Genomic DNA, 13,047 nt, shown 5'->3' with positions numbered 1-13,047 from the left:
ATTCGAGCATGGTCGTCACCGACCGCATCCGTGCTCATATAAGTAAAATTACGGTGTTTTCGAGGGGCTTATCGCAGCGCGGGACAATCTGCGCGCGCGAATTGGCGCCAAGCCTGTCGCGCCACCCCCCTTGGGGAGAAGGCCTTCACACTGATCATCTGAAGGGAAACTGGAGCGGGTGAGGCGATTCGAACGCCCGACCCCAACCTTGGCAAGGTTGTGCTCTACCCCTGAGCTACACCCGCTTGACCGTAATGTCCGTGGGTAACCGGACCGGCTGTCCAAGCTGTTTCGGCCGGACCGGCGCTATATGGCGCAACCTGCTTTCAATTGCAACAGGGAATTTTCACTGGCGGGCAGCGAATTTAGATTGTGACCCGCCAACAGGGTGTGTCTGAACGGGTTGTGGCCGATTTAGGACCCGCTCAGGCCAGCCTGCGGATTGCCCGGCGTCTGAGGATCGGTGGCGGCGGGCATTGCACACCCTGGTTTGGTTGCCTATCAAGAAGGCCTTAATACATGCGGGGTGAACCGCGTTCATAACGCACGCCCGGTCCCGTGTGCCTAGTCAGTTAGCAATGATGGTGATGTGATGCCGAAGCCCCCGAAAGATCTGTTTGAATGTCTCGATGCGCTTGGCATTGCCCATAGCACTGTCGAGCATCCGCCGGTTTTTACCGTCGCCGAATCGCAGGGCTTGCGCGACCAGATCCCCGGCGGGCACACCAAGAACCTGTTCCTCAAGGACAAGAAGGGCGCCTATTTTCTGGTGACAATGGAAGAGAACGCCGAGGTCAATCTCAAGTCCATTCACACGCTGATCGGCGCCAGCGGCCGGGTTTCGTTCGGAAAACCCGAAGTTCTGATGGAAAAACTCGGGGTGGCGCCGGGATCGGTCAGCATCTTCTGTGCCCTTAATGATGGCAGCCATGATGTGACGATCGTCATTGACGCGCCGCTGTTGGAGCACGACATTATCAACGCGCACCCGCTGAGCAATGACGCGACCACCTCGATCGACCGTGAGGAGTTGATGCGCTTTCTCGCCCACACCGGACACGAGCCGTTGATCTTGAAAGTCTCGACCTAAAACACGACCTCTTGAACACGACATCCTTTTTGCAGCCACGGAACCAGACCCATGAGCGACTTTGACAATCCTTACGCCCCGGCCTCCGGCGGCCAGATGAGCGGCACGGTGACGTTTGGCGACAACGCCGTATCTGCTGCGACCCCGAATGCGACCCTTGGCGGCACGGCAGCGGGTGACCTGATCAAGGACACCACCACCGCCGATTTTCCCGCCGACGTGATCAATGCCTCGCAGGAAGTCACCGTACTGGTCGATTTCTGGGCGCCTTGGTGCGGTCCGTGCAAGCAACTGACCCCGATCATCGAAAAGGCAGTACGCGAAGCCAATGGGCGGGTGCGGCTGGTCAAGCTCAATATCGATGATCACCCGGCGATTCCGGGGCAGATGGGGATTCAATCAATTCCCGCCGTTGTGGCGTTTTCAGGCGGCAAGCCGGTGGATGGTTTCATGGGCGCGGTACCTGAAAGCCAGATTCGCGAGTTTATCGACAAGGTAGCCGGCCCATCGGCTGAAGCGGCGGCGCAGGAACAGCTCGAGCATGTGCTGAGGCAGTCGCGCGCCGCACTGGCTGCGGGCGACCTGAAGGGCGCCGCACAGGGCTTTGCAGCCATCATGCAGACGGATCAGACCCATGCCGGCGCGGCAGCCGGGATGGCGGCCTGCATGCTGGAAATGGGCGATCTGGACCGGGCCGCGCAGATGCTGGAGATCGTTGACGAGGAAGGTCGCAAGGATCTTGAGGTAGCCGCCGTCATCAAGCGGCTGGAAATGGCCCGGGAAGTGGCGGAACTCGGCGATCCGGCGGAGTTCGAAGCGCGGCTGGCCAGCAACCCCGACGATCATGAGGCACGCATTCAGATGGCCAAGATCCTCAACGCCAAGGGCGACCGCGATGCGGCGGCAAATGAATTGTTCACGATCATGCGCAAGGACCGTGCCTGGCAGGATGAAGCAGCACGGAAAGCCCTGCTGGAATTTTTCGAAGCCTGGGGCCCAAGCGATGCGGCAACGCTGTCAGCGCGGCGTCAACTGTCATCCCTGCTGTTCTCGTAGCGCGCCGATTTTTCGATCAACCCTTGAGATTCGGCCGCTTCGCTCCACATTGGGAGTAATGTAGACAGCAAGGCGTACAGGCATGCAGGTTGGCAACAAATCCTATCGGGCGGCTGCTGATATTCCCAAGCAGGTACCGATTTTTCCGTTGTCGGGCGCATTATTGTTGCCCGGCGCGCAATTGCCGCTCAATATTTTCGAACCGCGCTATCTGGCGATGTTTGACGAAGCACTGAACGGTGATCGGGTGATCGGCATCATTCAACCAGCGCTGGAAGGTGGTGCGGCCGTTCAGCAACCGGTCGAGGATCTGTGCGCGGTAGGCTGCCTGGGCCGGATTACGTCGTTTGGCGAGACCGGCGACGGCCGCTATGTGATGTCGCTTGGCGGCATATGCCGTTTCCGGGTGCTTAAAGAGCTGGATCCGGGTGATAAACCCTACCGGACCTGCGAGGTATCGCCGTTTCTGGGCGATCTGGAGCCAAGTGACGATGCCACATCGGTGGATCGCAAGGCCTTGCTCGACAGCTTCCGGGCCTATCTCGATGCCAACAATCTCGAAGCTGACTGGAGTTCGGTGGAACGCGCGAGCACCGCGTCGCTGGTCAATTCGCTGTCGATGATGTCGCCTTACGGGCCTGCGGAAAAACAGGCGCTGCTTGAGGCCGATGACCTCAAGACACGGGCGGAAACGCTGGTTGCCATCACCGAGATTGCGCTGGCGCGTGATTCCGATGATTATGAGCGCGTGCTGCAATAGGCGATTGATCCCGCGATGACAGACAATACCCAAAGAGCCAGGTCCGTCCGGACAGCCGGCGCGGTTGACGTCAAGATGCTGGAACTTCTGGTCTGCCCGCTCACCTACGGTTCGCTGACCTATGATGCTGAGACCCGCGAGCTGATTTCGAAGCGCGCCAATCTCGCCTACCCGGTGCGTGATGGCATCCCGATCATGCTGGTTTCCGAGGCGCGGCAACTTCCCGAAAACGACTGATACAGAGCGATTAGTGTGCTGGTTCTGACAACAGATTCTGGCCCAGGCCAAAACTGCGTCGGGATTGGCAGGCCTGATTATGTGCTTTATGAGTTATCTGACCAAATAATTCAGGTGGGAAGATGGCCAGGAAAGGCGACCAGAAGCGTGAAGCCATTGTCGCGGCGGCGGCGCGACTGTTCTGGATGCGCGGCTTTTCCGCCACCAGCATTGCCGACATCGCCCGCGAGGCCGAGGTGCCGCAGGGCAACATGTTCTACTATTTCCGCAGCAAGGCGGATCTGGCGCTGGCGGTGGCAGATGTGTTTGTCGAGGAAACCCAGTCGCTGATTATCGAAGCTGAAGCGGCGGCTGCCGATCCGCGCCAGAGAATTCTGTTCCTGCTGCAGCGGCTCGGGCAATCCAACCGCAGCCGGGTCGAGAATGGCTGCCCGATCAGCTCGGCGGTCAGGGATTTCCGGCTGGCCGCTCCAGAAGCATCGGCACGGGCCGCCCAGAGTTTTGAACTGCTGGTCAGCTTCATTGCTCGCGAACTTCAAAAAACCGGGCCGCGACCGTCCATCGCCATGGCTCGTGCCCGCTCTGTGGTGGTGGAATGGCAGGGCGGCATCGCGCTTGCCCACGCCTTCAACGACATGACGGTCCTGGCCGAAAGCCTGCGCCGGGCCGAACAAAACCTGCGGATTGCGCCCTAGGCTGATGCGGCGAAACGTTTCGGTACCGCTTGGTTAAGGCTGATGCGTTCGATCAGATGGTTTCGCCGCGCAGCAATTTTGGGCCCGAGGCATCGGGAATGCCGGCGGCTTGGTCGATGAAATAGCGTTTCATGGCCGGCATCCGGTCGACCAGGCTGAGCCCGAAATCACGAACCAGCCGCAATGGCGTGATGTCGTTGGAAAACATCCGGGTGAGCAGATCGCTGGTAACGCCCATTCGCACCGTGTCGAAGCGGCGCCAGCTCTGGTATCGCTCCAGCACCGCCAGCGAGCCGATATCGAGGCCGAGGCGATTGGCCTCGACGACGGTTTCGGCCAGCGCCGCGACATCGCGAAAGCCGAGATTGAGCCCCTGTCCGGCAATCGGGTGAATGCCGTGGGCAGCGTCTCCGGCCAGCGCGAAGCGGGGCTTGATGAAATCCCGTGCAAGCGTCAGGCCAAGCGGGAAGGCGCGGCGACCGCCCTCGATGCCGAGCGCGCCGAGATGATGGCCGAAACGGCGCTCGAGTTCGGCCTCGAAGATAAAATCATCCTCCTTGACCAGCCGCTCCGCGTCGGCAGTGCGCTCAGTCCAGACCAGCGATGACCGGTTGCCGGTGAGCGGCAGGATCGCAAATGGCCCCGATGGCAGGAAATGCTCTTCGGCGCGGCCATTGTGCGGGCGTTCATGGGTGACGGTGGCAACGATGCCGGACTGGCCGTAATCCCAGCGCTGGGTCTTGATGCCGGCCATGTCGCGCAATCGGGAGTTGACGCCGTCGGCGGCAACCACCAGCCTAGCCGCGAACTGGCGTCCGTCGGCGGTTCCGACCCGGGCCTCGTGTTCGAGCAGTTCGAGACTGGTTGCGGCCGCGGCCTGATGAACCGCCACGCCGATCTCGGCGGCCTTTTCGCGCAGGGCTGCGACCATGGTGACATTGGGAACCATATGGGCAAAGGGTTCGTCATCCTCAATGGTGCCACCGAAGGTCAGGAATACCGGGCGCACGGGATCGGAGGTGCGCGAATCGGTCACCACCATGTCGTTGATGGCCTGGGCATGGGGTTCTATCGCCTGCCAGACGCCAAGCGTGGACAGCAATTTGCGTGCGCCGGCAGCGACGGCCGATGCGCGCTGGTCCTTGCGCCAGACTTCCGGCGGGGCAGCGTCAATTACGGCGATGTGCAAAGACGGTGCCGCGGCTTTCAACGCCACGGCGGCCGACAGGCCGACATAGCCGCCGCCGCATACCAGAACATCCAGGATCTTTGTCGTCATTGCATCATTCCTTCAAGCCGGGCCGCCAATCCGCTGGCGGTTCGTCGCACCGGGTGACGGCGGACTTTGCAGCGGCCTTTCAACACCGTATACCGCATTGTCGCCTTTCAGCCCACCATTCGCGAAAGTACCAAAATGTCGCGCACCACACCCACAGCCATGGCCCAATTGGTGGCCAGTCTCGATCTCGAACCACTTGAGCAGGACCTGTTTCGTGGCACAAGCCCGCAGGTGGGCTGGCAGCGCGTGTTTGGCGGCCAGGTGATCGGCCAGGCGCTGGTGGCCGCACAGCGCACGGTACCGCAGGACCGACCTGTGCATTCGCTGCACGGCTATTTCATGCGGCCGGGTGATCCGGCTGCACCGATCATCTACACGGTCGACCGGATGCGCGACGGGCTGAGCTTTTCCACACGGCAGGTGATGGCTATCCAGCATGGCAAGGCAATTTTTTCGCTCTCCGCGTCGTTCCAGAAGGAAGAGCAAGGGCTCGAATACCAGGCGCCGATGCCTGCCGGGGTAACGCCACCCGAAGATTTGCCGGGCAAGGAAGAGATGAGCGCAGCCTTCCTGACCGGTGCGCCCGATCATATCCGCAGCTATTGGGAGCGCGAGCGGCCGATCGAAGTCAGGCCGCTGTCGCTGGAACATTACATCTCCGACCACAAGCTCGATGCCGAGCAAAAGGTCTGGGTGCGGGTTACCGGCCCGGTTCCCGACGATCACATCATCCAGGCGGCGATCCTGGCTTACCTGTCTGACATGACGTTGCTCGATACGGCACTGTTTGCACATGGCCGGTCGGTTTTTGATCGCAATCTGCAGGTGGCAAGCCTTGACCACGCAATGTGGTTTCACCGTCCTTGCAAGCTCGACGACTGGCTGCTTTACAGCATGGATTCGCCCAATTCCAACGGAGCGCGCGGCTTTACCCGTGGCAGCCTGTACCAGCGTGACGGGAATCTGATTGCTTCGGTGGCGCAAGAAGGTCTGATCCGTGATCGGGCGCAGCCTAAAAAATAGGCTTTGATTATTATTTAGTCGTTTTCCGTTATACCGCAATGCAGCAAAATCCGTGACAGGATTGCCGCATCACATATTCGTGCGCAGATTCAATACTGTAGACGATTTTTTCCAAACTGGCACGGCGCTTGAATGTCTTCTCTCGAGCGGGGTGCGCTGGCGTTTGCCGTCGACCCTATTCTCCGAGACGGTGCAAGCCGTGACAACAAGGATGGGAAACCAGATGAAAATTGTGATGGCCATCATCAAGCCGTTCAAGCTGGACGAGGTGCGCGAGGCGCTGACCTCGCTCGGCATTCAGGGCCTGACTGTGAGCGAAGTGAAAGGCTACGGCAGGCAAAAGGGGCACACCGAAATCTATCGCGGCACCGAATACGCCGTGAGCTTCCTGCCCAAATTGAAGATCGAGATCGCGGTTGCCACCGACCTGGTGGATCCGGCTGTCGAGGCGATCGCCGCGGCGGCCAAGACCGGCCAGATCGGTGACGGCAAGATCTTCGTCTTTTCAATCGATCAGGCGCTGCGCATCCGCACCGGCGAAACCGACGCGGAAGCGTTGTAAGGTTCAAGGAGACACCCATGACAGTTCAGATGTCACTCAAGTCCGGCATGATGGCCGGCCTGACCGCAGCCGGCGCGCTGGCAGCCTTCACCTTCCCGGCGCTTGCGCAGGAAGCAACCGAAACCGCGGCCGCTGCCGTCGCTGCACCCGAATTTGCAACGGCCAAGGAAACCGCCTTCATCTTCAATACGCTGCTGTTCCTGATCGGCGGGTTCCTCGTGATGTGGATGGCGGCGGGTTTTGCCATGCTGGAGGCTGGCCTGGTGCGTTCCAAGAACGTCTCCATGCAGTGCCTGAAAAACATCGCGCTCTATTCGATCGCTGGCCTGATGTTCTGGGTCATCGGCTATTCGCTGATGTACACCGACGTCAATGGCGGCTATTTCGGCACACCGCTGCCCTATAGCTGGCCCGATGCCGGCACCGCCAACGAAGGCGATTATTCGGTGGCTTCCGACTGGTTCTTCCAGATGGTGTTCTGCGCCACCACGGCGTCGATCGTTTCGGGCACGCTGGCCGAGCGGATCAAGCTGTGGCCGTTCCTGATCTTTACCGCCATCCTGACCGGCGTGCTCTATCCGATCACCGGTTCCTGGCAGTGGGGTGCCGGCTGGCTCAAGGTCGCAGGCTTCTCCGACTTTGCCGGCTCGACGCTGGTTCACTCGGTCGGTGGCTGGGCCGCACTCGCGGGCGCCCTGATCCTCGGCGCACGCAAGGGCAAGTATGGCGCTGATGGCAAGGTCACCCCGATTCCGGGTTCGTCGATGGCGCTTGCCACGCTCGGCACGTTCATCCTGTGGCTCGGCTGGTTCGGCTTCAACGGCGCATCGCAGCTGGCACTTGGCAGCAATGGTGATGCATCCGACATCAGCAGGATCTTCGCCAACACCAATCTTGCTGCCTGTGGCGGCGTGGTCGCGGCGATGATCCTCACCCAGGTCCTCTACAAGAAGGTCGACGTCACCATGGTACTGAACGGCGCTCTGGCCGGTCTCGTGTCGATCACCGCCGAACCGCTGATGCCTTCGCCGCTGACGGCGATCGTCATTGGCGCCATCGGTGGTGTGATCGTGGTGTTTGCCGTGCCGATGCTCGACAAGTTCAAGATCGACGATGTGGTCGGCGCCATTCCGGTTCACCTTCTGGCCGGTATCTGGGGCACCCTGATCGTGCCGTTCTCCAATCCCGATACTTCCTACGGTACCCAGATCCTCGGTATTGTCGCCATCGGCGCCTTCACCTTCGTTCTTTCGGGCGTGGTCTGGTTCATCCTCAAATCGACCGTCGGCATCCGCGCTTCCGAAGAGCAGGAAATGATGGGCATGGACATGGCCGAAGTTGGTGTCGAAGCCTATCCGGAATTCACCAAGGTGTAAGCGCTCCGATGCCGGCCGCATCCGGCCGGCATTGCCGATCAATGTGGCGGCGCCGCCGGTTGGCGCCGTCCCACTCAAATCCGTCGGGATGAGTTTCATCCCAAACTTGGGGCCCGGAAATCCGGGCCCTCTTTTTGTATTCTGGCCTGCCTTTGGGAGCCAGAGGCGCCTTCGGCTGGATTGGCGCGCAAAATGGCAGTGATGAAATTCGCGCCAAAAATGGCCCGTTTTTTGCCCAAGGAATCGCCATTTTGCTGTCGAGAGCAGCCATCTGCATGCTCAATCGGCTGAATTTGCCCGGAATTGCCGTTTGGCACGGCATTTGTATCTGTTGGGTCAAGCGGGGTGGGTTGGCGTGTACCAATGGCCCTTTCTTTGAAGCGGCGGATGCCGTGGCAACAAGGATGGAAACCAGATGAAAATTGTGATGGCGATTATCAAGCCGTTCAAGCTCGACGAGGTGCGCGAGGCGCTGACCGCGATCGGCATTCAGGGACTGACCGTGAGCGAAGTCAAAGGCTATGGCCGGCAGAAGGGCCACACCGAGATCTATCGCGGCACTGAATATGCGGTGAGCTTTCTACCCAAGTTGAAGATCGAGGTCGGGGTGGCATCCGATCTAGTCGATGCCACGGTCGAGGCGATCGCCGCGGCGGCCAAGACCGGCCAGATCGGCGACGGCAAGATCTTCGTCTTTTCAATCGATCAGGCGCTGCGAATCCGCACCGGCGAAACCGACACCCAAGCCTTGTAAGGTTTCAGGAGATACCCCCGATGACTTCCTTGATGACAAATCCGACATTGCACAGGTCAGTCATGCTGACCGGCCTGAGCCGAACCGGCGCGCTCGCCGGCGCAATGGCCGCCTTCACGCTTCCCGCTTTCGCCCAGGAAGCGGCCGAGACCGTGGTCGCCAGCATCGACAAGGGTGATACCACCTTCATGGTGATGTCGACCATTCTGGTGTTGCTGATGATCCTGCCCGGACTGGCGCTGTTTTACGGCGGGCTGGTGCGCAGCAAGAACATGCTGTCGGTGCTGATCCAATGCACCATGATCACCGCGATGGTGATGGTGATCTGGGTTCTCTACGGCTATTCCTTTGCCTTCGGTGGCTCGGAAAGCGCTTTCTGGGGCGGAACCGCCAAGATGTTCCTGTCTGGCGTTACGCCTGCCAGCGAAGCGGCCACCTTTACCGAAGGCGTCAATATTCCCGAATATATCTTCATCGCCTTCCAGATGACCTTCGCCTGCATCACTCCGGCGCTGATCGTCGGTGCCTTTGCCGAGCGGATCCGGTTTTCCGCCGTGATGCTGTTTGTCGCGCTGTGGGTTACCTTCGTCTACTTCCCGATCGCCCATATGGTCTGGGACGCCAACGGCCTGCTGTTCAAGATGGGCGCGCTGGATTTTGCCGGTGGCACCGTGGTGCACATCAATGCCGGTATCGCCGGTCTGGTCGGCTGCATACTGGTTGGCAAGCGCATTGGTTTCGGCCGCGACATGATGGCCCCGCATTCGATGACGTTGACCATGGTTGGCGCCGCGCTGTTGTGGTTCGGCTGGTTCGGCTTCAACGCCGGCTCCAATCTCGAGGCCAATGGCGGCGCTGCGCTGGCAATGATCAACACCTTTACCGCCACCGCCGGCGCGATCCTTGCCTGGACGCTGATCGAAACCCTGCATCGCGGCAAGGCATCGTTGCTGGGCGCCGTATCGGGCATGATCACCGGCCTGGTGGCCGTCACCCCGGCAGCCGGCTTTGCCGGTCCGGTGGGCTCGATCCTGCTGGGCGCGGTGGCTGCGGCCGTCTGTTACTATTTCGTCGCGGTGGTCAAGAACAAGTTCGGCTATGACGATACCGCGGACGTGTTCGGCATTCACGGCATCGGCGGCATCGTCGGCGCGCTCGGGACTGCGGTGGTCAATCTGCCGAGCCTCGGCGGCGCCGGTGGCGCTGACTATGCGGTCGTCCCGCAACTGATGATCCAGGCTACGGCCGTGGGCATTACCATCCTGTGGTGCGGCGTGGCTTCGCTGATCCTGTTCAAGATCGTCGACATGACGCTTGGTCTCAGGGTCAGTGTCGAGGATGAACGCCAGGGTCTCGATCTCGCCTCGCATGGCGAAGCCGCCTACCACAACTGATCTGAAGATCGCTCGAGATGACAGACGCGGCCCTGGTCAGGGGCCGCGTCTTGCCGTTCAGGCACCCGGATTTCGGTGCTATGGAGCTCGCAGTACGTGCATGGTTAATGCGCCATTAACCCCGCGTCGGGTAGGTTTCGCTGGAGATGGGTCCGGTTGGGCCCAAAACCCGATTCGGACATGTTGTGACCATGCAGACAGGCTCATCTACCCTTTCGTCAGGCGTTTCACCCCGCGGGTCGTTTCTGAGCGGGCTGTTCCGCCGGCAGCTTCGCTTCGCGGCTGGCATGGCGATCCTGACCGGTCTGGCGCTGGCAGTGGCTGCACTTGCCACCTGGACCGTGTCCGATCCGAGTTTTTCCAATGCCAATGGGGCTACACCGGTCAATGCGCTGGGTTTCAGCGGCGCAGCTTTTGCCGATCTGGTCATGCAGTTTTTCGGCCTTGCCGGGGTGATCGGCCTTTTGCCGGCGCTGTTCTGGGCAATTGCGCTGATGCGCAACCGGCCGGCTGACCGGCTGCCGCGGCGCGCAGCTGCCTGGTTTGGCGGCGCATGGCTGACAGCGACGTTGTTCGGCCTGATGCCGAGTTCCAATGACTGGCCGCTGCCAAACGGGCTTGGCGGCGTGCTTGGCGACATGGCACTGAAAATTCCGTCGGTGTTCATTGGCGGTTTTCCGTCGGGTATCATCGCCGTCATCCTTGGTCTGCTGCTGGTGTGGCCGGCCCTGTGGCTGATGCTGTTCGGTGCCGGGTTGATCCGTCGGGCTGCGATTGCTGTCGATGATGAAGCAGATGACGCCGAAGCCGATGGCGAGGACGACGATTTGTCGGAGGGATCGCTGATACTTGGTGCGCTCACCCATGCCTGGTTCACGTTGCGCGGTCGGGTGCGGCGGTTGTTCCGTCTTGGCGTCTCGCACCGGAGCCACGCGACCCCGGATGAACCGCTCGACCTGAATGACGATTTCGATGGGCCGGGCGGCCGCGCCGCACCGCCCACGCAGATGGAGCGGGTTGAACCGGGTTTTGGCAGTGCACCGCAGGCTCGGCGTGCCGCCGTAATCGATGATGCGTCGCCGTTCGATATCGATGATGAACCCTTGCCCGACGGCGTGCTGTCTGACGATATGGGCGATGATGAAGATCCGGCTGCCGACTGGCGCCCGCAGGCGGCGCCTGCTGCCGCCGCGCCGCGCCGCACCACTGTTTCACCGCGAATTTCGGCTCCGGCCGACCGACCCAAGCCGGGCGCACGGGTTCAGCGTGATGCGCAAGGCACGATGCTTGAAGAAAACGGCTTCTCGCTGCCGTCGGTGCATTTGCTCAACGAAGCGCGTAATGTGGTCAAGGACGCTACGCTGTCGCCCGAGGCGCTGGAGCAGAATGCCCGCATGCTGGAAGGCGTGCTGGAGGATTTTGGCGTCAAGGGCGAGATCATCCATGTTCGGCCCGGCCCGGTGGTCACGCTCTATGAGCTTGAACCCGCGCCCGGCATCAAGTCCTCGCGGGTGATTGGCCTCGCCGATGACATCGCCCGTTCGATGAGCGCCATTGCCGCCCGCGTCGCGGTGGTTCCAGGACGTAATGCCATTGGCATCGAATTGCCCAACCAGAAACGCGAAACCGTCTATCTGCGCGAACTCATCGCCAGCCGCGATTTCGACAATTCAAAGGCCAAGCTGGGGCTGGCGCTGGGCAAGACCATTGGCGGCGAACCGGTGATCGCCGATCTGGCCAAGATGCCGCATTTGCTGGTTGCCGGTACCACCGGCTCGGGCAAGTCGGTGGCGATCAACACCATGATCCTGTCGATTCTGTACAAGATGGACCCGTCAAAATGCCGGTTGATCATGATCGACCCGAAAATGCTCGAACTGTCGGTCTATGACGGCATTCCGCATCTGCTGACGCCGGTGGTTACCGACCCGAAGAAAGCGGTCGTGGCGCTGAAATGGACCGTGCGCGAGATGGAAGAGCGCTACAAGAAAATGTCGAAAATCGGCGTGCGCAACATCGACGGCTTCAATGCGCGGGTGGAACAGGCAGCAAGTACCGGCGAACCGCTGACCCGCACGGTGCAGACCGGGTTTGACCGGCACACCGGCGAAGCGGTCTACGAGACCGAGGAATTCGACCTCACGCCACTACCTTACATTATCGTGCTGATCGATGAGATGGCCGATTTGATGATGGTCGCCGGCAAGGACATCGAAGGGGCGGTGCAGCGACTGGCGCAGATGGCGCGTGCCGCCGGCATCCATGTCATCATGGCGACGCAGCGGCCATCGGTTGATGTTATTACCGGCACCATCAAGGCCAACTTCCCGACCCGGATCTCGTTCCAGGTGACGTCGAAGATCGATTCGCGCACAATTCTGGGCGAGCAGGGCGGCGAGCAGCTTCTGGGTATGGGCGACATGCTCTACATGGCCGGTGGCGGCCGCATTCAGCGTGTCCACGGGCCGTTCGTGTCCGACAAGGAAGTCGAGGATATCGTTTCCTTCCTCAAGACCCAGGGCGTGCCCGAATATCTCGATGCCATCACCGAGGATGATGACGAGGGCGAGAGCGGCGGCGGGCCGGCCGGCACCTCCAACCTGGCCGGGTCGGATGATCCCTATGACCAGGCGGTGGCGATCGTGCTGCGCGACGGAAAGGCCTCGACCTCCTATATTCAGCGGCGGCTGGGGATCGGCTACAACCGTGCGGCCTCGCTGATCGAGCGGATGGAAAATGAAGGCGTGATCAGCGCCGCCAACCATGCCGGCAAACGGGAAATCCTGGTGCCGACCGAGGACGATATCGATCCGCGCTGAGA

13 protein-coding genes and 1 tRNA gene are annotated in these 13,047 nt (G+C 60.9%); 12 read left to right on the top strand and 2 right to left on the bottom strand.

Features of this window, described 5'->3' with window-relative positions:
• Positions 1 to 170: 170 nt before the first annotated feature.
• Positions 171 to 245: transfer RNA gene (locus tag ACK6D9_RS02230), tRNA-Gly, on the bottom strand.
• 347 nt (positions 246 to 592) lie between these two features.
• Here ACK6D9_RS02230 and ACK6D9_RS02225 point away from each other — a divergent pair.
• The 5 genes from ACK6D9_RS02225 to ACK6D9_RS02205 all read left to right on the top strand — a co-directional run bounded on the left by ACK6D9_RS02225 (position 593) and on the right by ACK6D9_RS02205 (position 3,838).
• The gene (locus ACK6D9_RS02225) at positions 593 to 1,090 is read left to right on the top strand and encodes a prolyl-tRNA synthetase associated domain-containing protein (RefSeq protein ID WP_322990541.1); all 498 of its coding nucleotides are present in this window, start codon (positions 593 to 595) and stop codon (positions 1,088 to 1,090) included.
• A 51-nt stretch (positions 1,091 to 1,141) separates the two neighbouring features.
• Entirely contained in the window at positions 1,142 to 2,146 is a 1,005-nt protein-coding gene (gene trxA, locus ACK6D9_RS02220; protein ID WP_412050473.1) for a thioredoxin, read from the top strand.
• A gap of 82 nt (positions 2,147 to 2,228) precedes the next feature.
• Complete coding sequence (locus tag ACK6D9_RS02215) at positions 2,229 to 2,906, top strand: LON peptidase substrate-binding domain-containing protein (RefSeq protein WP_412050472.1); 678 nt, start codon at positions 2,229 to 2,231, stop codon at positions 2,904 to 2,906.
• 15 nt (positions 2,907 to 2,921) lie between these two features.
• On the top strand, positions 2,922 to 3,143 hold the full coding sequence (locus ACK6D9_RS02210) for a Trm112 family protein (protein ID WP_322990544.1): 222 nt from the start codon (positions 2,922 to 2,924) through the stop codon (positions 3,141 to 3,143).
• Positions 3,144 to 3,265: 122 nt separating this feature from the next.
• On the top strand, positions 3,266 to 3,838 hold the full coding sequence (locus ACK6D9_RS02205; RefSeq protein ID WP_412050471.1) for a TetR/AcrR family transcriptional regulator: 573 nt from the start codon (positions 3,266 to 3,268) through the stop codon (positions 3,836 to 3,838).
• Between the two features lie 52 nt (positions 3,839 to 3,890).
• Here ACK6D9_RS02205 and ACK6D9_RS02200 read toward each other — a convergent pair whose 3' ends face one another.
• Entirely contained in the window at positions 3,891 to 5,105 is a 1,215-nt protein-coding gene (locus ACK6D9_RS02200; protein ID WP_412051708.1) for a ubiquinone biosynthesis hydroxylase, read from the bottom strand.
• Positions 5,106 to 5,252: 147 nt separating this feature from the next.
• On the opposite strand from ACK6D9_RS02200, the gene tesB reads away from it, so the two are divergent.
• The 7 genes from tesB to ACK6D9_RS02165 all read left to right on the top strand — a co-directional run bounded on the left by tesB (position 5,253) and on the right by ACK6D9_RS02165 (position 13,045).
• Positions 5,253 to 6,140 (top strand): acyl-CoA thioesterase II, encoded by an 888-nt coding sequence (gene tesB / locus ACK6D9_RS02195; RefSeq protein ID WP_412050470.1) that lies wholly within the window; start codon positions 5,253 to 5,255, stop codon positions 6,138 to 6,140.
• Positions 6,141 to 6,351: 211 nt separating this feature from the next.
• Positions 6,352 to 6,702, top strand: a complete 351-nt coding sequence (locus ACK6D9_RS02190; RefSeq protein WP_324288259.1) for a P-II family nitrogen regulator — start codon at positions 6,352 to 6,354, stop codon at positions 6,700 to 6,702.
• Positions 6,703 to 6,719: 17 nt separating this feature from the next.
• Entirely contained in the window at positions 6,720 to 8,078 is a 1,359-nt protein-coding gene (locus ACK6D9_RS02185) for an ammonium transporter (RefSeq protein ID WP_412050469.1), read from the top strand.
• 134 nt (positions 8,079 to 8,212) lie between these two features.
• Positions 8,213 to 8,497: a hypothetical protein gene (locus ACK6D9_RS02180; RefSeq protein WP_412050468.1), complete on the top strand. Its 285-nt coding sequence runs from the start codon at positions 8,213 to 8,215 to the stop codon at positions 8,495 to 8,497.
• Positions 8,494 to 8,832 (top strand): P-II family nitrogen regulator, encoded by a 339-nt coding sequence (locus ACK6D9_RS02175; RefSeq protein WP_322989659.1) that lies wholly within the window; start codon positions 8,494 to 8,496, stop codon positions 8,830 to 8,832. The genes ACK6D9_RS02180 and ACK6D9_RS02175 overlap by 4 nt, the downstream gene beginning before the upstream one ends.
• Before the next feature lie 32 nt (positions 8,833 to 8,864).
• Positions 8,865 to 10,226 (top strand): ammonium transporter, encoded by a 1,362-nt coding sequence (locus ACK6D9_RS02170; protein ID WP_412051707.1) that lies wholly within the window; start codon positions 8,865 to 8,867, stop codon positions 10,224 to 10,226.
• A 191-nt stretch (positions 10,227 to 10,417) separates the two neighbouring features.
• On the top strand, positions 10,418 to 13,045 hold the full coding sequence (locus tag ACK6D9_RS02165) for a DNA translocase FtsK 4TM domain-containing protein (RefSeq protein ID WP_412051706.1): 2,628 nt from the start codon (positions 10,418 to 10,420) through the stop codon (positions 13,043 to 13,045).
• Positions 13,046 to 13,047: the final 2 nt, after the last annotated feature.

The organism is Hoeflea sp. Naph1 (assembly GCF_046837775.1).
Lineage (GTDB): Bacteria > Pseudomonadota > Alphaproteobacteria > Rhizobiales > Rhizobiaceae > Hoeflea.
Note: the sequence above shows the minus strand (reverse complement) of the source record. Positions and strands in the feature narration are given on the sequence as shown.